Annotated in this window: 17 protein-coding genes; 7 read left to right on the top strand and 10 right to left on the bottom strand. The window is 61.3% G+C overall.

Annotation, left to right across the window (positions count from 1 at the left end; genetic code table 11):
- Positions 1–115 precede the first annotated feature (115 nt).
- The gene (locus tag QLG12_RS14860) at positions 116–862 is read left to right on the top strand and encodes an energy transducer TonB (RefSeq protein ID WP_197868567.1); all 747 of its coding nucleotides are present in this window, start codon (positions 116–118) and stop codon (positions 860–862) included.
- Positions 855–1307: a ribosomal protein S18-alanine N-acetyltransferase gene (rimI, locus tag QLG12_RS14855; RefSeq protein WP_007951758.1), complete on the top strand. Its 453-nt coding sequence runs from the start codon at positions 855–857 to the stop codon at positions 1305–1307. The genes QLG12_RS14860 and rimI overlap by 8 nt, the downstream gene beginning before the upstream one ends.
- A gap of 125 nt (positions 1308–1432) precedes the next feature.
- Here the strand turns inward: rimI and QLG12_RS14850 are convergent, their stop codons facing one another.
- Complete coding sequence (locus tag QLG12_RS14850) at positions 1433–1837, bottom strand: serine kinase/phosphatase (protein WP_197868362.1); 405 nt, start codon at positions 1835–1837, stop codon at positions 1433–1435.
- 141 nt (positions 1838–1978) lie between these two features.
- Here QLG12_RS14850 and can point away from each other — a divergent pair, with 141 nt between their 5' ends.
- Positions 1979–2623, top strand: a complete 645-nt coding sequence (can, locus tag QLG12_RS14845; protein ID WP_011335942.1) for a carbonate dehydratase — start codon at positions 1979–1981, stop codon at positions 2621–2623.
- An 8-nt stretch (positions 2624–2631) separates the two neighbouring features.
- Here the strand turns inward: can and QLG12_RS14840 are convergent, their stop codons facing one another.
- The 5 genes from QLG12_RS14840 to QLG12_RS14820 all read right to left on the bottom strand — a co-directional run bounded on the left by QLG12_RS14840 (position 2632) and on the right by QLG12_RS14820 (position 9637).
- Complete coding sequence (locus tag QLG12_RS14840) at positions 2632–3156, bottom strand: lysine methyltransferase (RefSeq protein ID WP_197868363.1); 525 nt, start codon at positions 3154–3156, stop codon at positions 2632–2634.
- A gap of 180 nt (positions 3157–3336) precedes the next feature.
- Complete coding sequence (locus QLG12_RS14835; protein ID WP_282474794.1) at positions 3337–4509, bottom strand: hypothetical protein; 1173 nt, start codon at positions 4507–4509, stop codon at positions 3337–3339.
- Positions 4510–4570: 61 nt separating this feature from the next.
- On the bottom strand, positions 4571–6298 hold the full coding sequence (locus tag QLG12_RS14830; RefSeq protein ID WP_282474793.1) for a J domain-containing protein: 1728 nt from the start codon (positions 6296–6298) through the stop codon (positions 4571–4573).
- A gap of 11 nt (positions 6299–6309) precedes the next feature.
- On the bottom strand, positions 6310–8007 hold the full coding sequence (locus tag QLG12_RS14825) for a molecular chaperone HscC (protein WP_236195044.1): 1698 nt from the start codon (positions 8005–8007) through the stop codon (positions 6310–6312).
- Between the two features lie 211 nt (positions 8008–8218).
- Positions 8219–9637 (bottom strand): TIGR00366 family protein, encoded by a 1419-nt coding sequence (locus QLG12_RS14820; protein ID WP_197868367.1) that lies wholly within the window; start codon positions 9635–9637, stop codon positions 8219–8221.
- Positions 9638–9836: 199 nt separating this feature from the next.
- Between QLG12_RS14820 and QLG12_RS14815 the strand changes: the two genes are divergently transcribed.
- The 3 genes from QLG12_RS14815 (at position 9837) to QLG12_RS14805 (ending at position 13271) form a co-directional block, all read left to right on the top strand.
- Positions 9837–11150: an MFS transporter gene (locus tag QLG12_RS14815; protein ID WP_236195042.1), complete on the top strand. Its 1314-nt coding sequence runs from the start codon at positions 9837–9839 to the stop codon at positions 11148–11150.
- A 117-nt stretch (positions 11151–11267) separates the two neighbouring features.
- Positions 11268–12584 carry a PAS domain-containing methyl-accepting chemotaxis protein gene (locus QLG12_RS14810; protein WP_236195041.1) on the top strand — a complete coding sequence of 439 codons (1317 nt, stop codon included), beginning with the start codon at positions 11268–11270 and terminating at the stop codon, positions 12582–12584.
- Positions 12585–12671: 87 nt separating this feature from the next.
- A complete protein-coding gene (locus QLG12_RS14805) occupies positions 12672–13271 on the top strand; it encodes a flavin reductase family protein (RefSeq protein ID WP_197868370.1) in 600 nt (199 codons plus the stop codon).
- Between the two features lie 88 nt (positions 13272–13359).
- Here QLG12_RS14805 and ggt read toward each other — a convergent pair whose 3' ends face one another.
- Positions 13360–15192, bottom strand: coding sequence for a gamma-glutamyltransferase (gene ggt / locus QLG12_RS14800; RefSeq protein ID WP_282474792.1), 1833 nt, complete (start codon positions 15190–15192; stop codon positions 13360–13362).
- A gap of 155 nt (positions 15193–15347) precedes the next feature.
- Here ggt and QLG12_RS14795 point away from each other — a divergent pair, with 155 nt between their 5' ends.
- Positions 15348–16454 carry a DUF2817 domain-containing protein gene (locus QLG12_RS14795; protein ID WP_282474791.1) on the top strand — a complete coding sequence of 369 codons (1107 nt, stop codon included), beginning with the start codon at positions 15348–15350 and terminating at the stop codon, positions 16452–16454.
- 77 nt (positions 16455–16531) lie between these two features.
- Here QLG12_RS14795 and QLG12_RS14790 read toward each other — a convergent pair whose 3' ends face one another.
- The 3 genes from QLG12_RS14790 to QLG12_RS14780 all read right to left on the bottom strand — a co-directional run bounded on the left by QLG12_RS14790 (position 16532) and on the right by QLG12_RS14780 (position 18574).
- A complete protein-coding gene (locus tag QLG12_RS14790) occupies positions 16532–16789 on the bottom strand; it encodes a bacteriocin immunity protein (RefSeq protein ID WP_197868373.1) in 258 nt (85 codons plus the stop codon).
- Positions 16779–18041 (bottom strand): S-type pyocin domain-containing protein, encoded by a 1263-nt coding sequence (locus tag QLG12_RS14785; RefSeq protein WP_282474790.1) that lies wholly within the window; start codon positions 18039–18041, stop codon positions 16779–16781. Before QLG12_RS14785 ends, QLG12_RS14790 begins: the two co-directional genes overlap by 11 nt.
- A gap of 263 nt (positions 18042–18304) precedes the next feature.
- Positions 18305–18574, bottom strand: a complete 270-nt coding sequence (locus tag QLG12_RS14780) for a bacteriocin immunity protein (protein WP_282474789.1) — start codon at positions 18572–18574, stop codon at positions 18305–18307.
- Positions 18575–18579: the final 5 nt, after the last annotated feature.

Raw genomic sequence — 18579 nt, 5'->3', positions numbered from 1 at the left:
ATCGATCAACAGCGCGCGATCTTGAGCGAAGGGCGGTAGAATCAGCGCACTTCAGTTATCCACAAGTGGCCGACCCTTGCTAATCGAGTCCCGCCGCCGCGCCTATTTGAACGCCATGCAGGTGGTCAACTGGCTGCCGCGCACCGAATTGCCCTTTGCCGCGCCGTCGCGGCCCGAGCTGCTGGACATGCCCGAGCCCGAGATTGCCGCGCCGGTGATCCCGGCAGTCCCGGCCGAAGCGCCGGAGCAGCCGGCCGCACGTCCGGTCGAGCGGCCGAAGATCGAGGTTCCGCGACCTTCGCTGGCCAGCACCCGCACGGGCGCCAAACCGGTCGAAGAAGTCGACGAAACACCTGTGGTGGCCAAGCCGGCACCGGTGCCGCCACCGCGTTTTGCCCTGCAATTGCTGCGCGCCGGCCGTTGCCTGCTGCTGGTGGAGCTACCCACAGGCGAAGCCTTCCAGTCGCGCGATCCTGCCTATCTGTTGCTCAAGGACATGCTGCGCGCCGCCGGTCTGCCGGACGCGCCGCAGATTGTCGGTGAGCCTGTGCGCTGGCCGTGGCTGAATCGCGGCACGATGGATCAGGGCCCTGAAGCGGCCCGGGATTTCGTCCAGGGGTTCCTGTCGGTGCAGATGGAGGCGGCGCCGTGCGCCTGCCTGTGGCTGATCGGCCTGCCGGCGGTGCGCTTTGCCGGTGAAGCGGATGCCGAAGCGTTCAACACTGAATTGCAAATCGAGGGTCTTGGCCTGGCGTGGGCCGTGCCGGGGCTGGAATTGTTGATGGATGAGCCACAGCGCAAGGCCGCCGTGTGGCAAGCCATGCGTCGGCTGATGGCGCGCTGGAAAGAATCGAATGAGTGACGCTGTATCATTTCGCCCGATGACCGAGGCGGATCTGGACGCTGTGCTGAAGATTGAATTCGCCGCGTACAGCCATCCGTGGACCCGCGGGATTTTTCTCGACGGCCTGGGCAAGTACCAGATCTGGCTGATGTTCGAAGGAGAGCAGCAGGTGGGCCACGGGGTGGTGCAGATCATTCTCGATGAGGCGCACCTGCTCAACATCACGGTCAAGCCGGAAAACCAGGGGCGCGGGCTGGGGCTGACCCTGCTCGAATACCTGATGTCCCGCGCCTACGCCGCCGATGCCCGGGAATGCTTCCTGGAAGTGCGCGACAGCAACACGTCGGCCTTTCGCCTGTACGAGCGCTATGGCTTCAACGAGATCGGCCGGCGCCGGGATTACTACCCGGCGGTCGGCGGGCGTGAAGATGCCGTGGTCATGGCCTGCACGTTGGTCGATTAAAACGTTAAAGCATCGCGGGTAAGCCCGCTCCCGCAGGTTCTGGTGTCGAATACATAATTTGAGTACGACCCGGATCCCTGTGGGAGCGGGCTTGCCCGCGATGGCGTCCTGTCAGGCAATACAAGTCAACGCTTGCGATCCAGCGGATCGCGGCGCGCCAGTTCCGCTTCATCCAGCCCGTTGCCGCCGCCGATGTCATCTTCATCGACCAGGCTCAGATCCCAATCCGCCGGACTGTCTTCGCCAGCCTCTTCGGCACCCCGAGCGCCATCTTCACGGATCAGAGTTTCCGGGCTCATATCGTCGTCAGTCGGTTCATGATCACTGACCGAAGCCCCGGTCATGCCCGCCTCACGCACGCGCTCATCGGGCATCAATTGTTCGCGTTCCTGCTCCGGGATCTCATCGCCGATCTTCGCACTGGGCTGTTCGTCGTCGAAGTCCAGCTCATGCACTGAACCCATGCGGTCTTCGTTATCATCGATGGGCTCCGGTTGCACCGCATCGTACGGACGTCGTGAATCAGTCATGGCAAATCCTCATTCTGTGGGCCTTACTGAGGTGGACTCACCGGGCGCGCGAGAATTCAAAGCAAATCACCAGCGATCCGTGCGTGACCCCGACGGGTGGTCGACTGTCATACCAGCGCATCTTTCTTGAGGCCTTACAGCATGCATGACTTACAAGACCTGATTGATAACAACGAGCGTTGGGCTGACGCGATCACCAAGGAAGACCCGGATTTCTTCGCCAAACTGGCTCGCCAGCAGACGCCTGAATACTTGTGGATCGGCTGCTCCGATGCGCGGGTTCCGGCCAATGAAATCGTCGGCATGCTGCCGGGCGATCTGTTCGTTCACCGCAACGTCGCCAACGTGGTGCTGCACACCGACCTCAACTGCCTGTCGGTGATCCAGTACGCAGTGGACGTGCTCAAGGTCAAACATATCCTGGTGACCGGACACTACGGCTGCGGCGGTGTGCGAGCGTCGATGCAGGATCGTCAGTTCGGCCTGATCGATGGCTGGCTGCGTTCGATCCGTGACCTGTACTACGAGAAACGCGAAGAACTGGCCAGGCTGCCGACCGAAGAAGAACAGGTCGACCGTCTGTGCGAGCTCAACGTGATCCAGCAGGTGGCCAACGTCGCCCACACCAGCATCATCCAGAACGCCTGGCATCGCGGGCAGAGCCTGTCGATCCACGGTTGCATCTACGGCATCAAGGATGGTCGCTGGAAGAGCCTGAACACCACGATCAGCGGTTTCGAGCAATTGCCGCCGCAATACCGCTTGCGGCCGGTCGGTGCGCCTTGATCGGTCGTTCAGCGTAAACCTTGTCGCCGCCAGCTGAGCAAATAGCGCTGGCCTTCGAGATTGGGTGATTCGTCGTAACCGGTGATCCACCCACGGCAGCGCGAGGACCCGCAACCGCAGGCGAACTGCCGCAGCAGTTTGTCTTCGGTGGCGGTGTAATCCACCGTCAGCCGTTCTCCCGCGACAATGTCGCGCAATGCCCACAGCCATAACTCGCTCATGTCGAGAAAGGTGTTCGGGTCGCAACAATGCTCGATCGCCCCGCAAAAACGCGGATCGTACAGATGGATGCCGGCCAGCAGTTGCCGAGTCTGTCGGCAGCGATAGGGCAGCAACTGGCCCGAAAACCGGCACATTCGAGTGATCCGCAGAAAATCTCGGCACGCTACGACAGTGGTGGCCATGCCCTCGGGATCATAAAGAATCTCGAAATCCTGCTTCGACGGAAATCCCAGGCGCACAGGGAGGCCGGCAAAAGGATAAATGCCCTCGGTATCGCGTGCCGGTTTACCCGGTAATGCGTAAGTGTTCATAACGCTCCCTGTTGGCTCGGTGTCGCGACGTCCCTCGGCTGACGTCCTGTCAGTCCTGCAACACGATGACTGGATCCAAGATCCCGCAAGTCACACTAACGGTCTACTGTCAGATCTGACAGGCGAAATAGACGCTTTCCCGAGTCAGCCGAGGCTGACACGGGAACGTCGCACGTTCGTTCAGAGGTGGGCGGCGGGCGCGGCCATGTCCGGCAATGGACTTTTCAGCTGTTGCAGCTGGGATTTGACCGGTGCGGTCGAACAGGTTTTGTCCGCCTGTGCCACGGTCTCGTTGCGGATCGTGGTGTAGAACAGCTCGCAGGTCTTGGCTTTCTGCGTCACTTGCCAGGTCTGGGTGCAACTGTTGAGCAGTGTCTTCGGATCGGAGCCCGGTTTGCTGCCCATTCCGGCCTGCCAGCAGGCAGCGCTCAAGTCTTGTCCCATCACCTTCAGACCGGCCGCATCGGCCTTGGCCTGAGCATCGTCGCCGGTGTAGTTGCTCGGGTCGGCGGCGTACCAGATGTAGCTCGGGTGGTTGGAACCCAGCACCGGTACGTTCACCCCCGCGCTCGGGCTGATGGTCGCCAGGCCCAGTACATTCACGGTCGCACCGTATTGCTGCTTGATCCAGTTACGCACCGGCGCACCAAAGGCAACCATCGGCAGCACGGCGCCGCTGGCGTTCTGGCTGACCTGCCTGACCATGGTGGTCTGGTAATCCTTGAAGTAGTCGTACACGCCTTCCAGATCCTTGCCGGCGCTGGCGGGCGCGGCGATCGGGGCGATGTCGATGATGGTCTGGTAGGCCGGCGTCTGGTCGGCGGGGATGCCATTGTCGGTCAGCAGCGCGGCCCAGCGGTCGGTGGTGTTCGAGCGCAGGTAATCCTGGGCCTGGGTCAGCGAGTAATCCGGCGGGAAGTGTAGCAGCTCGACACTCTTGCGGTTTTCCAGGGCCATGCCCAGTGGCAGGAACAGATACCAGCTGTACGCCCATTTGCCGTCGGCATTGAGTTTGCTGGCGCCGTTGTAGGCCAGGTCACCGGCGTCCAGCAGTGCGGTCAGCGGTTTGTCGTAGCCCTTCGGTACGCCGCTGATTTCGGCGTAGAGCTGATCGTTGTCGTTTTTCACCAGCACTTTGGCGTTGGTGTAGCCGTCGCGCTGCACGCTCTGGCTCAGGTAATGGGCGACGGTCTGCTCCAGCGTCCAGTTGCGAAAGCAGATCACGCTGCAATTGTTGGGGTAGGCAAAGAGGCGGGTGACGCGTTCGGTGCTGCCCAGTTTCAGGTCGACATCGGCGTGGGCGGCGGCGCTCAACGTGAGCGCCGCGAGGGTGAGGCCTGCGAGTTTCAACATGCTCAGATCCTTTTCAGCGAGGGTAAAACCTTGGTGGAGGGCAATCCGGCCCGCGTCTAGCCTAGCCGGGGAACAGGTGTTTCAGCGAATAACCAAGCTGACTGGCAAGAATCACGCCGGTCATGACCACTAGAAACAACAGTTGCAGCGGGCTGAAGTGCGCCCAGTGCAGGGCGGTCAGCCAAGGGTGTTTGTCACTGAATTCCGGGTCGAGCGTACCGATGCGCCGCTTGTGCCAGAGCCCGATCAGAATCACTCCGATATAGGTGAAGGCCCCCAGGCCGCCGAGCATCACCGAGAACAGCAGGATCATGACGGCCTGCGGTACGCCATGGCGCAGCACGAGCCAGCGGGTGTCAGGGTTCCATCGGCGTGGAATGATCCTTTCGGTCAACCACAGATCCTGAACGATCAAGTGGGCGCTGATCAGAAACCAATAACTCAAGCCGATCCGGAAAAACCAGACAGGAACGCAGGCGAAGGCCAGCGGGATGACAATGCTCATTGCCGTGGTCTTGTGCTCGGCGGGCAGGTAGAACAGCCACAGCGCCAGCGCGATCGCCGCCCATGACCGCAACCAGGTTTCGGCGGCGATGTAGCGCGGCAGAAACCGTCGCCAGTAGAAGACGTCGGCGTACGGAAGACGGGCGAGCAGGTCAGGGAAACGCCACTTGAGGGTTTCCGACAACTGCTGGCAGGCCTGCCAGTCAGCCGGAATGAAGCGGTCGGTCATGTCTTTGTGTTGCCGCGGCTTCATCGGGCTGATCAGCATCCGTGCGGCCAGCGCATCGGGCGTCCCGTTGCGTTGATCTTCGGCTCGGGCGCAAAGAGTGTCGTAGAGGCTTTCCTGATTGCAGCGCTCGATCATCTCCTGCCAGAGCCAGTCCGGTTGCGGATGAATGCCCTTGGTGTCGTCCCAGCCAAACAACTGGGAAACGCGGTCGAACAGCGGCACGCTCCACTCTGTGTCCTGCAGCAGTTGCAGAACGATCTGCTGCCAGTGTTCCCGACGGTCGAACACCTGGAGCCAGGGTTGGGCCGTGTAAGTCTTGAGCAGCGCGAGAAATTCACGCTCGCTTTGCGAGGCGAGCAGCGTTTCCAGCGATTGCCGGTAATCGGCCAGCAGCTCGTTGGCGAGAATGCTGCGCTGCCCGTCGCCGATGACGATTTCCTGCCACGGGCCCAGCCAACCCAGGTGCTGTACCGCCCAGCGGGCAATCGAAAGGCGCAGGGCGGGCTGCTCGAAGGACAATGTCAGCAACAGTTCCTGGAACGCTTGCGCACAATCCTGCTGGCGCGCTTGCTCCCAGCGCTGGTCCAGGTTGGTGTCCGAGAGGCCGTTCAGCAATTGCGATGCGGCTTCAATGGCCGGGTCGGCAGTCGGCTGCTCGGGTTCCAGGTTAAGCGGCTCCGGATTCAGGGGCTGTACCCGCAAGGTCTGCGACTCGAGCGGTGCTTCGGGCGCGGCAGGGGTCACCGGTTCGAATAGCGCCGCAGGGTAGTCCCACGCATCGGTCCCGGTCTTCTGCAGCGGCTGGGCCATGGACTGCTCTTGTACCGCCAGCGCGGCGATCCCCGGGGCCAGCATGACGTCGCCGTGCTCCTCGGTCTCTTCGTTATCAAGGCGCCACTGGGCAATCGACAATGCGCGCTCATAAGCCTCGCGCAGGCGCTGGAAGCCTGCGGCATCCTCATCGGGCCGGAAGACTTTCAGCAGACGCGCGTAACTGCGCTTGATATCACGCAGCCCGGCGTCTTCGGGCAGTTGCAGGACAGACCAGCATTCCATGTCGTGCTTCCTTACTGCCAGGGGCTGCGGTCGAGCGCGCTCAACTGCTTGCTCAGTTCGGTACGGGTTTCGCGGATCTGCCGCTCGTCCTGGGAATCCAGCGCCTGCTGGAATTGCTTGGCCCAGTAGCCAATCTGATCGCGCAGGTCGCCCAGGCTTTCCTGATACAGGCGTTCCAGCCGTGCGCTGAGCAGGGTGTTCACTTGCTGCTCGCGCGGATGGATCTTCAGTTGCGCCAGGGCTTGCAGACGCTGCTGGATTTCCTCGGGCGTCAGCACGCCGGGGTTGTTTTCGATGACTAGCGAGTGTTGCTGACCGGTCAGGGGAATGCTGACCTGGGCTTCGAGCAAACCGTTGTTATCGTAAGTGAAGCGCACATCCAGCTCGACTTCGCCGGCCTTGCGCTTGGGCACCTTGATGTCCAGTTGGCCGAGCGCCACGTTGTCTTTGACCAGACGGCTTTCGCCCTGAAAGATTTTGACGACGACCTGTTCCTGATTGTCGTGAAGGGTCTGCACGGTTTTCACCCGGCTGACCGGGACGATGCTGTTGCGCTCGATGATCGGCAGGTAATGACCGCTTTCATACTGGCGACCGACCTGCGTAGAGGTCTCGATCCCCAGGGTGTAGGAGCAGACATCGGTGAGCACCACTTCTTCCAGCGCGGCCGAACGGGCCTTGAGCGCTGCCTGAATCGCCGCGCCCTGAGCGACCACTTGATCCGGATCGAGGCTGATCGACGGGAAGCGGCCGAACAGTCCGGCGGCGAGCTTGCGCACCAGTGGCATGCGGGTGGTGCCGCCGACCAGCAGGATTTCATCGAGATCGCTGACGCGGATGCGTGCGTCGCGCAGGGCCCGTTCGATCGGCGCGCGCAGGCGTTCGAGCAGCGGCATGTACAGCGTCGCCATTTGCGCCTGGGTGATGGTCTGGGTCCATTGCTTCTCGCCGACCTGCACTCTGAATTCGGCGCTGGCGTCCTGGCCCAGTGCACGGCGTACACGTTCTGCCTCGCGGCGCAGCGGCTGGAGGATGGTGGAACGCTCGGGGAAGTCCGACACGTTGCGATGCTGATCGATAAAGTGCTCGAGCAGCACGTTGTCGAAGTCCTCGCCGCCGAGGAAGTTGTCACCGGCGCTGGCGCGCACTTCCATGACACCCTCGAAGAGTTCGAGAATCGACACGTCGAACGTACCGCCGCCCAGGTCGAACACCAGGAACGAAGTTTCCTTGTCCCGTTGATGCAAACCATAGGCGAGTGCGGCGGCGGTGGGTTCGTTGATCAGTTTTTCGACTTTCAGGCCCGCCAGCTCACCGGCGATGCGCGTGGCCTTGCGCTGGGCGTCGCTGAAATAGGCCGGAACGCTGATCACGGCTTCCGTGACGGCTTGGCCGTAGGTGCGCTCGACGTCTTCTTTCAGGCTCTTGAGTACCAGCGCCGACAGCTCTTCAGGACGGAATTTTTTATCCCCGAGGTAGACCTCCGTCGCGCTGCCCATATGGCGCTTGAACAGCGATGCGGTCAGGCGCGGATGAGTGTGCAGGCGTTCGCGGGCAGCTTGCCCGACCAGAATCCGGCCCTGATCGTCAAGGCCCACCACGCTGGGTGTCAGGAACTGGCCCAGGGCATTGGGCACCAACTCAGTGGCATCGCCCTGCCATACGGCAACAAGGCTATTGGTGGTTCCCAGGTCAATCCCGACGATCATTGCAACGAACTCCCTTTGCGCTCAGACAAAAAATGAAACAGATATTGGGCGCGCAAGAATATTACCGAGGCAGTGGCGCGGTAAAGAAAGATGATGGCTCTGAGCCATTATTTGCGACAGGCAACCGCAGAAAGGATCGTTCGGGTCGCTTTTTGTCGAAGGGGTCGAAGGGAAAGACAGGGCGCCGGAGCCGGCGCCCTGTCGTCATCGATTAAGGCATGACGGGCGGCAGATACGAAAGCGTCGTACCCAGCGCCCACAGCAGCACCAGCACCAACGGCGTGTGCACCAGCAATTGCACGAACGAGAATCCGATCAGATCCCGTGCCTTCAACCCAAGCACGCCCAGCAGCGGCAGCATGTAGAACGGATTGATCAGGTTCGGCAGGGCTTCGGCGGCGTTGTAGATCTGCACCGCCCAGCCGAGGTGATAGTTGAGATCGTTGGCCACCTGCATCACGTACGGCGCCTCGATGATCCACTTGCCGCCGCCGGACGGAATGAAGAAACCGAGAATCGCCGAGTACACACCCATCAACAGCGCATAGGTGTCATGGGAGGCGATGCTGACGAAGAACGTCGAGATGTGATGGGCCAGGGTCTGGGCGTCGGTGCCCTTGACCGTGGTCATCAGCGCGGCAATCGAGCCATACAGCGGGAACTGGATCAGCACCCCGGTGGTGGTCGGCACGGCGCGCGCCACCGCGTCGAGGAAGCTGCGCGGGCGCCAGTGCAGCAACGCGCCGAGCATGATGAACAGGAAGTTGTAGGTGTTGAGCCCGGAAATCGCGGTGATCGCCGGTTTGGTCGAAAACTCGTGGAACAGCCATCCGGCCGCCAGCAGCACCAGCAGGATGATCAGCAACGGGCTGTGTTCCAGCCATTCGCCTGGGCGGGTGCGCGGTTGCAGCGGCGGCAGGTTGAAGGCCGGGTCGATGCCGCAGGCCTTGGCATCACGCGCCGAGTTCGGGCCGGGTGCGGTGGCGTAGGCGATGATGATCGAAATCACGATCAGCGCCAGCAGCATCACGCCCGATTGCCAGAGGAAAATCGTTTGGGTGAACGGAATCACCCCGGTGATCGACAGGATCGACGGTGGCAGGCTGGCGGGGTTGGCCTGCAACTGCGCGGCAGATGACGACAGGCCCAAAGCCCACACGGCGCCGAGGCCAAGGTAGGCGGCGGCGCCGGCGGCTCGGTAGTCCATTTTCAGATCGGCGCGGCGGGCGAGGGCACGAACCAGCAGACCGCCGAACACCAGCGACAGTCCCCAGTTGAGCAAGGACGCGACCATCGAGATCAGCGCGACCCAGGCCACGGCCGAACGTCCGTTTTTCGGGATCCGCGCCAGGCGATCGATCAGTTTTACTGCGGGCGGCGAACTGGCTACGACATAACCGCCGATCACCACGAAAGCCATCTGCATGGTGAACGGGATCAGGCTCCAGAACCCGTCCCCGAACGCCATGGCGGCGTCGGTGGGTTTTGCGCCCATGGCCAGGGTCGCCAGGGCGACGATGATCACCGCCAGCGCGGCGAACACCCAGGAGTCGGGAAACCAGCGTTCGGCAAAACTTGAACAGCGCAAGGCAAAGCGCGCAGAGCGGCTATCTTCGATATCAACGGCCACGGGAGTACCTCGGATTTTTATGTTTATTGTGGTCTTCAGGGCCTGGACGGCCCGTCTGGACAGGTGCCAACAGTAAATCAACGGCAGATTTTTGTGAGCGTGTTCTGCAGCAATCAGGACTATGGTCTAACGGGTTGTCCGGCGGCCCGTTTGCGTAGACCATGAGCGCCTTGGTTTTTGCCTGCCAGAGTTCTTTGCCATGACTGCCCAATCCTCAGCCCGCCCGGCGCCGTTCAGCCGTTCCGACTACAAAACCCTCGGCCTTGCAGCCTTGGGCGGGGCGCTGGAGATCTACGATTTCATCATTTTCGTGTTCTTCGCCCTGACCCTCAGCCAGCTGTTCTTCCCGCCGGAAATGCCCGAGTGGCTGCGTCTGCTGCAAAGCTTCGGGATCTTCGTCACCGGCTATCTGGCGCGCCCGCTGGGCGGGATCCTGATGGCGCATTTCGCTGACCGGTTGGGGCGCAAGAAAGTCTTCAGCCTGAGCATCCTGATGATGGCGCTGCCGTGCCTGCTGATCGGGATCATGCCGACCTACGCCCAGATCGGCTATTTCGCACCGCTATTGCTGCTGGCGCTGCGCATCCTGCAAGGCGCGGCGGTGGGCGGTGAAGTGCCGAGTGCCTGGGTGTTCGTGGCCGAGCACGCGCCGGCCGGTCACCGTGGTTATGCCTTGGGCTTTCTGCAGGCCGGGCTGACCTTCGGTTACCTGATCGGCGCGTTGACCGCGACCTTCCTGGCGCAAGTGTTCACCCCGGCCGAAGTGCTGGATTTCGCGTGGCGTTATCCGTTCCTGCTCGGCGGTGTGTTTGGCGTGATCGGCGTCTGGCTGCGCCGCTGGCTGAGCGAAACCCCGGTGTTCATGGCCATGGAGGCGCAACGCGAGGCGCGGGTCGAACTCCCGCTGCGCACCGTGCTACGCGATCATCGCCTGGCCATGTTGCCGGCGATGCTGCTGACCTGTGTACTGACCTCGGCGGTGGTGGTGTTCGTGGTCATCACCCCGACCATGATGCAGAAGACCTTCGGCATGACTGCCGGTCACACCTTCGCGTTGAGCGCGCTGGGCATTGTTTTCCTGAACATCGGCTGCGTGATCGCCGGACGGCTGGTTGATCGCATCGGCGCCTGGCGCACGGTCATGCTCTACAGCCTGCTGCTGCCACTGGGGATCGGCCTGCTTTACACCTGCCTGATCAGCGGCGGGGACTGGATCGGTCTGGCCTACGCCATCGCCGGGCTGTGCTGTGGCGTGGTCGGTGCGGTGCCGTCGGTGATGGTCAGCCTGTTCCCGGCGCGGATCCGCGTTTCCGGGATCTCCTTCACCTACAACATTGCCTACGCCGCCTGGGCCAGTGTCACGCCGTTGCTGCTGATCGGTCTGATGCCATGGAGCCCGTGGATCTGCGTGATGTTTTGCGCGGTGATGGGCGCGGTGGGCGTTGTCAGTGCAGCGTATTTCGGCTCGCGGATGCCGCGCGCGGAACCGTGTCCGGTGGCCGGCACCGCCTGAGTTGTCGAGGCTTAACTATTTTTGTAGGACAAGCCTCGCGCGCTCTTCAGAAAAGATTTCCAAGGCCGATGGCTAGGCTGCATACCCGCTATCCATCCAGTCCATCGGTGCTTTCCCATGTTCAACAAACGCCTGAAGCAAGAGCTGGCGGCTCTTCGTGAAGAACTCTCCAGCCTTCTGCAAGTGAAGGAGAGCCTGGAAAGCGAGATGCTGGTGCTCACCCTTGAGCCCGACGGACGGATTCAGTCAGTCAACCAGAACTTCCTCAACGAAATGCTCTACAAGAGCCACGACCTGATCGGCCGCGCCATCGAAGACATCGTGCCGGCCCATGTGAAGTCGGACGAGTTTCATCACCGCTTCAAGGCCGCTCTGACCCGTGGTGAACATTTCGCCGGCGCTGTGCGCCTTTCTCGCGGCAACGGCGACGAAGCCTGGTTGCGCTCGATCGTGCAGCCGGTTCGCGCGTCGGATGGCCGGATCAAGCATTTCTCGATTTTCTCCAGCGACCTGACCCGCACCATCGAGGCCTCCCGCGAACACGAAAACCTGATCGGCGCGTTGGTACGTTCGACCGCCGTGATCGAGTTCGACCTCAGCGGAAACGTGCTGAATGCCAACGAACGGTTCCTGCAGGGCATGGGTTACAGCCTGGCGCAGATCAAGGGCAAACATCACCGCCAGTTCTGCGAGCCGGAGGAGTACAACAGCGCCGAGTACCAGAACTTCTGGCGTCGCCTGAATAACGGCGAATTCGTTGCCGGCCGTTTCAAGCGGGTCGACAGCCATGGTCGTGTCGTCTGGCTGGAAGCCTCCTATAACCCGGTGCTCGACGCCAACGAAAAACTCTACAAAGTGGTGAAGTTCGCCACGGTGATCACCGATCAGGTCAATCAGGAGCAGGCCGTCGCCGACGCCGCCAATATCGCCTACAGTACGTCCCTGCAAACTGACAGCACCGCCCAGCGCGGCACCCGTGTGGTGACCGAAGCGGTCAACGTGATGCGCGATCTGTCGAAGCACATGCAGACCGCCGGCGAAGGTATCGAGGCGCTGAACGAGCAATCCCAAGTGATCGGCACCATCGTCAAGACCATCAGCGGCATTGCCGAACAGACCAACCTGCTGGCGCTCAACGCGGCCATCGAAGCCGCTCGCGCCGGTGAGCAAGGTCGGGGATTCGCGGTGGTGGCCGACGAAGTGCGGCAACTGGCCTCGCGCACCAGCCAGGCGACCGAGGAAATCGTCGGTGTGGTGCGCCAGAACCAGGACATGGCGCGCAACGCCGTGGCCCTGATGACCGACGGTAAACAACAGGCCGAACAAGGTCTGGCGCTGGCGGCGGAGGCCGGTACGGTGATCGTCGAGATCCAGGACGGCGCGCAGAAAGTGGTGGATGCAGTCGGCCAGTTCGCCAACCAGCTCTCCAGCTGATGCCTGCCAGGGGAAGGGATGGTCGACGGCCATCCCTTCGTTGTTTTTATCCCGCTACAATCGGCTCTTTTTCCCGGAGCAGATCCCATGAGCGAGTCCTTCCGTCGCCCGGTTCCCCTGAACAAAGCCTACCGCCTGCTCAATCATGGGCCGACCGTGCTGGTCAGCGCCGCCCATGACGGGCAGCGCAACATCATGGCTGCTGCGTGGGCCATGCCGCTGGATTTCGAACCGCCGAAAGTCGCGGTGGTCCTCGACAAATCCACCTGGACCCGGCAACTGCTCGAGGCGTCGGGGACCTTTGTTCTGAACGTTCCTTGTGTGCATCAGGCCGATATTGTGCAGACTGTCGGTTCGACCTCGGGCCTGGAAATCAATCGCGATCAAGGTCAGGACAAGTTCCAGGCTTATGGCCTGCCGACTTTCGCTGCTGAACAGGTCGAGGCACCGATGCTGGACGGTTGCGTGGCCTGGCTCGAATGCCGGTTGCTGCCGGAGCCGCGCAATCACGAGCAATACGATCTGTTCCTGGCCGAGGTGATCGCGGCGCAGGCTGATTCGCGGGTGTTCAGCGATGGACGCTGGCATTTCGAAGGGCATGACGGCCTGCGCACGCTGCACCATGTGGCCGGTGGACATTTCCTGACAATTGGCGATCCGGTGGATGGCAAGATGCTCGAGGTTTGAGCGCCGCTGAATGACAAGTCAGGGCCGGATGTTGCAATACAAAAAAGGCTTACCTCTCGGTAAGCCTTTTTCAGTTGGCAGCGTTGATTCAATCCCCCAACGCTACTCCTTCGCGCCGAGGATCTGCCCCACCTGACAGCGTTGCCTTCCCCGCAGCATCCTTGACCCGCACGATGGCCTGGGTGCCGCTGGTCATGTCGATTTCGCTGACCGTGTGGCCCTTGTCCTTGAGTGCCTGGATCAGCGTCGGGCTGAACTGGCCCTGTTCCAGTTCAGTGGGGCCGTTGCGGCTGCCGAAGTTGGGCAGGCTGATGGCGCTTTGCGGGTCGAGGTTCCAGTCGAGCAGGCCGACGGTGGTTTTGGCCACGTATTCGATGATCTGCGAACCGCCCGGAGAGCCGACGGTGGCGACGAACTCGCCGCTGTTGCGGTCGAAGATCAGGGTCGGCGCCATCGACGAGCGTGGGCGTTTGCCGGGCTCGACGCGGTTGGCGACTTTCTGTCCGTTCTCTTCCGGGATGAACGAGAAATCGGTCATCTGGTTGTTGAGGAGGAAGCCCTGAACCATCAGGTGCGAGCCGAACGCCGCTTCGATGGTGGTGGTCATCGACACGGCGCCACCGAAGTCATCCACGGCCACCACTTGCGAGGTGGAAATGCGCAGCGGCGAGCGATCCGGCGCATAGGCAACCTGCACGCCCGGCGGTGTGCCGGGTTTGGCGCTGCCCATGCTGCGTTCGCCGATCAGGCTGGCGCGGCTGGCCAGGTAACCCGGATCGACCAGGCCTTTGACCGGTACCGGCACGAAGTCGGTATCGGCTACGTATTGCGCGCGGTCGGCGTAGGCCAGACGCTCGGCTTCGGCGATCAGGTGCACGGCTTGCGGTGCAGGTTCGATGCCGGCGGGTTTATCGGTCTGCACAGGCTTGAGCGGCGTCAGGGCCAGACGCGGATCGCGGGTTTCCAGCGCCTGCAAGGTGCCGAGAATCTGCGCCACTGCAATCCCGCCCGATGAAGGCGGCGGCATTCCGCACACCTGCCAGCGTTTGTAGTCGGTGCACAGGGGCGCGCGCTCCTTGGCCTGATAGTGCTGAAGGTCGTCCAGCGACAGGCTGCCGGGGTTGGGGTGGCCCTGAACCTTGGCCACGATCTCTTCGGCGATCGGGCCTTTGTACAGGGTGTCTGCGCCTTCGTTGGCGATGCGCTTGAGCACGGCGGCCAGCGCCGGGTTCTGCAAGCGAGTGCCGACGGCTTTGACGCTGCCGTCGCTGTTCAGAAAGTACTTGGCCATGTCTGGCGAGCGGCGTATCTCCGGATCGGATTCCAGCAGCGAATGCAGGCGCGGGGAGATTGCAAAACCCTGCTCGGCGAGTTTGATCGCCGGTTCGAACAGCTTGGCCCACGGCAAGCGGCCGTGTTTTTTGTGCGCCAGTTCCAGCGCTCGCATCACGCCCGGCGTGCCGACGGAGCGCCCGCCGATCTGCGCCTGCGGGAACGGCATCGGTTTGCCGTCAGCCTGTAGAAACAGCTTCTCGGTCGCGCCGGCCGGTGCGGTTTCGCGGCCGTCATAGGTGCGCACTTGCTTGCCATCCCACAGCACGATCATCGCGCCGCCGCCGATCCCGGAGGATTGCGGCTCGACCAGGGTCAACACGGCTTGCATCGCTATAGCGGCGTCGATGGCGGAACCACCCTGACGCAACATCTCGCGACCGGCTTCGGCGGCCAGCGGATTGGCAGCGGCGGCCATGTGCTTCTCGGCGTGGCTGGCTTGCAGGCCAGTGCGGTAGCCAGAGGCGGCTTCCGGTGCCAGCGGCAGGGTCGAGGAGGGCGGTGCGTTGCAGGCGGTCAGGGCGATGGCGCTGATGATCAGCGTCAGAGCGGGCAGGCGAAAACGGTTCAGGGGCAGGGCTGGAAACACGCGGGGCTCTCCGTCCGTGGGATAAAAGTCTGAGGGACTGTATCGGCCGACCGTGCAGGACGCAAACCATCGGTGCGTTTGTCCTTCATGCCTTGACGAATTTTCTGTAGGGTCAGAGCCAATAGTGAAGCCAGAACAATCAACAAGAGGCCGCCATGCACAACGCATTTCCGACACAGCCCAGCTATCGCGAACAGCGCGAACGCTTTCTTGCTGCCGCGAAGGTGGCGGGTGCCACGCTCTCTTCGTACGCGCATCCGCTCAATGGGCCGTTTGGCGAGTCTTTGAGTACCGATGTCGCGGTGCTGGGGGATCCAGCGGCGAAACGGCGCCTGGTGGCGCTCAGCGGCACCCACGGTGTTGAGGGTTATTACGGCTCGGAGTGCCAGATCGACTGGCTGACGCATTTCACGCCGGAGTCGCTGCCGAAGGATGTTGCGGTGGTGATGGTTCACCTGATCAACCCGTGGGGCACGGCGTGGCTGCGGCGGGTCAATGAAGACAACGTAGACCTCAACCGCAATCACTTGGATTTCAACCGACCGCTTCCGGACAACCGTGCTTACGCCGCGCTCCATGAAATCTACGCCTGCACCGATTTGAACGGCGCCGAGCGGCAAAAGGCTGATGCCTTGCTCGATGCGCAAATTGCCGATCATGGCTGGCCGGCCGTCATGTCGATTGTCGAGGGCGGGCAGCACAGTCATCCCGACGGATTGTTCTTTGGCGGACTCGCACCAAGCTGGTCGAATCGCACGCTGCACTCAATCATCGAGAGTCATCTGGCCGGTGCTGAAACCGTGATGTGTTTCGACCTGCACACCGGCGCCGGTGAGTACGGGCATCCGATGCTGCTGACGATAACCCAAGCGCCGTATCCGGCACTGGCCCAAGCGCAATCGATTTACGGCCCGTGGCTCTACACGCTGCACACCGGCGCCGAAACCTTGAGTGATACCGGCGTTGCAGCAACCGCAACCGGGTACACCTCGCAGGCGTTGCTCAACGCGTTGCCGAATGTGCAGCTGATGCCGTTCGTGATCGAGTGCGGGACTTATCCGGGGCCGGACGTGCATCGTTACCTGCGCGACGATCACTGGCTGCATCTGCACGGCGATCCGCTGGATGCGACGGGGAGGGCGATCAAGTTGAATCTGCTGGAGCAGTTTTATCCGGCGGATCCGGACTGGCGGGCGATTGTCGGGTTACGCACGCGGCAGATCTGGGCGAAGGGGCTCAGGGCGTTAGGGGGCGAGGCATAAACAAACGGCTTGCCTTTCGGTAAGCCGTTTTGACCACTTAGCGATACGCTGCCGTTTGGAGTCTCGATGCCAGATTGTTACTGCTTGAAACCTGGCAGGCCGTTGGCAGCACGCCACTCTTTCACAGTTTTCGTGATGCCTTCAGGAGTGCATTGAGCATCATTCTCAGGCCAATAGATCAAGTCAGTACCTGCGGGATGTTCGGCCAGTTCACAAAAGTTATCCAGCATGTCTGCCAGTACAGTCTCTGGCGTGCCATTCCTGTTAGAGGTGAATATTTCTTGCAGCAGTTCTATAAACTGCTCTTCAGTGTAGCCAGTAATTTTATTTGACATGGGAGTTGACCCGGTGAATGTCCAAGTGATTTGCAGGTGTGGTGACACGTAAATTGTCGACGTCATACACAGATCCACCTTTCGACACCCATTCAACGTGATGCAGTTCGAATGTTTTCCTTTTCCCGGCTGCATCGTTGTACCTGGCGTGAGGCGCTCCGCCGTTTTGCATCAATGCAATGTTCTCCGGTTTAAACTGCTCAACCAATTCTGGATCATTGGCCACCTCCTCCCAAAACGCCTCCCTGAATTTGTCGAAACTTGAAAACTCCCGCCCTCTGAGCCTGTTTGCTATTCGCGTGGGAATAGGCACACCAATCCCCGTTCCAGCTCCCGCCAGCCAAATCCCGGAAACATCCTCCCCAACCCCCGTCACCGTCCCAGGCGTCAATCTCGCCGGTTTCGAAAACACCACATACAACGACTTCAGCCCGGTCTCCGCCGGGAACACCAGAATACAATCCTCGGCGGTGATGTCTTCGCCGGGCAGGATTTCAATCTGGCTGTCGGTGTTCGCGGCGATCGGGTGGACGAGGATCGTGCTCAGTGCTTCGCCGTGCTCCGGATAAACCAGCGGCGGCATCGCTCCCAGCGGCCCACGTTGCGGCGTCCACAGAATGGTGATGCCGTTGAGTTTGGCCTCCATGGAGGTCCTGTCGCTGTTCCACTCGACTTTTACGGTGCGCACCGAGTCGTCGCCCGAGGCTCCGGTGTGGATGCCATAAACCTGCATGACGCCTTCGGCATCGCGTCGGAACTGGAAGCGCACGCGAGTGGTGGCGCGGCTTATGCTGCGCAACTGCTCGTCGGTATGAAGCGTGCCGTCGCCCATTCGGGTCGGGAGCATCCCGAGGATAAACACGCTGGCCGGGCCTCCCGCACCGCGGATTGCCCAATTAAGGCGCTGCTGCAGGACTCCACCACCGGCCATGCGCCCCAGCGCCAGATCGGCGCCAATAGCCTTCGCTACGGCGTGACTGGCAGCGGGAATGCGCATGGCGCCTGCCACCATGACTTTGCCGAAGTGAGAGGCGGGCTCAGGTGTAGTGCCGGCATCCGTCCGGCACCAGTTGCCCGGCGCGCAGGACTTGGCAAAAACCAGATCGTCGCGAGGCTTTGGCGATGGCCATTCGTCTGTCCGGATATAAACGGGTTCTGGTGGCGGGGGTGGAATCCATCCGGTCCATGTCGCGTTTTCGCTCGGGCGTTTTCGACGCCACTCATCGTCGAAAAGGAATTTGTTCAAGTCCATGACCACTCCCTGTCTGTCCGGGAATCGAGACAGGGGAGCGTGTCGGTCAATCGGGATGGCGATCAAATCGACTGGCGCAGATGCAGGTGCCTGGACGAACGAAAAATCCTCTTAGTACGCCTTTCGCACCCGGTTCCTACGGAATCTGGCTGATCTGCAGAGGAGGCCACTTTTCTCGAGGCATAAAAAAACGGCCTATCTTTTGGTAAGCCGTTTTTAATACTTAGTAGTGTGAAGTCATTTCAGTGATTGACCATGAATCTTCACTTCTTGAATCCTGGCAGTCCGTTTGCTTCATGCCATGTCGCGATTGTACGGGCTATGCCAGAGGACGACGTGTCAGCACCTGGCTCAGGGTAGTAGATAAGATCCATCTTGCTCGGATGCCCAACGATCTTGTTGAAGTGCAGCAATAGAATATCTGCACGGTCATCTGTAGGTGCCTTGTCTTCCTTTCTGATCTCGTCAATGAACTCAACGAAGTCTTGTTCGGTGTAATCAGAAAAGTTGTTTTTGATGAAAGGGTCGCTCATGCAGT

Source organism: Pseudomonas sp. V88_4, assembly GCF_029967985.1.
Taxonomy (GTDB): domain Bacteria; phylum Pseudomonadota; class Gammaproteobacteria; order Pseudomonadales; family Pseudomonadaceae; genus Aquipseudomonas; species Aquipseudomonas glycinae.
The sequence above is the reverse complement of the archived record's forward strand: the minus strand, read 5'-3'. Positions and strand labels throughout refer to the sequence as shown.

Excerpts from the sequence above, each read along its gene's own strand:
- QLG12_RS14860 (WP_197868567.1), top strand. The coding sequence starts at position 116 with ATGCAGGTGGTCAACTGGCTGCCGCGCACCGAATTGCCCTTTGCCGCG.
- rimI (WP_007951758.1), top strand. The coding sequence starts at position 855 with ATGAGTGACGCTGTATCATTTCGCCCGATGACCGAGGCGGATCTGGAC.
- QLG12_RS14850 (WP_197868362.1), bottom strand. The coding sequence starts at position 1,837 with ATGACTGATTCACGACGTCCGTACGATGCGGTGCAACCGGAGCCCATC.
- can (WP_011335942.1), top strand. The coding sequence starts at position 1,979 with ATGCATGACTTACAAGACCTGATTGATAACAACGAGCGTTGGGCTGAC.
- QLG12_RS14840 (WP_197868363.1), bottom strand. The coding sequence starts at position 3,156 with ATGAACACTTACGCATTACCGGGTAAACCGGCACGCGATACCGAGGGC.
- QLG12_RS14835 (WP_282474794.1), bottom strand. The coding sequence starts at position 4,509 with ATGTTGAAACTCGCAGGCCTCACCCTCGCGGCGCTCACGTTGAGCGCC.
- QLG12_RS14830 (WP_282474793.1), bottom strand. The coding sequence starts at position 6,298 with ATGGAATGCTGGTCTGTCCTGCAACTGCCCGAAGACGCCGGGCTGCGT.
- QLG12_RS14825 (WP_236195044.1), bottom strand. The coding sequence starts at position 8,007 with ATGATCGTCGGGATTGACCTGGGAACCACCAATAGCCTTGTTGCCGTA.
- QLG12_RS14815 (WP_236195042.1), top strand. The coding sequence starts at position 9,837 with ATGACTGCCCAATCCTCAGCCCGCCCGGCGCCGTTCAGCCGTTCCGAC.
- QLG12_RS14810 (WP_236195041.1), top strand. The coding sequence starts at position 11,268 with ATGTTCAACAAACGCCTGAAGCAAGAGCTGGCGGCTCTTCGTGAAGAA.
- QLG12_RS14805 (WP_197868370.1), top strand. The coding sequence starts at position 12,672 with ATGAGCGAGTCCTTCCGTCGCCCGGTTCCCCTGAACAAAGCCTACCGC.
- QLG12_RS14795 (WP_282474791.1), top strand. The coding sequence starts at position 15,348 with ATGCACAACGCATTTCCGACACAGCCCAGCTATCGCGAACAGCGCGAA.
- QLG12_RS14790 (WP_197868373.1), bottom strand. The coding sequence starts at position 16,789 with ATGTCAAATAAAATTACTGGCTACACTGAAGAGCAGTTTATAGAACTG.
- QLG12_RS14785 (WP_282474790.1), bottom strand. The coding sequence starts at position 18,041 with ATGGACTTGAACAAATTCCTTTTCGACGATGAGTGGCGTCGAAAACGC.
- QLG12_RS14780 (WP_282474789.1), bottom strand. The coding sequence starts at position 18,574 with ATGAGCGACCCTTTCATCAAAAACAACTTTTCTGATTACACCGAACAA.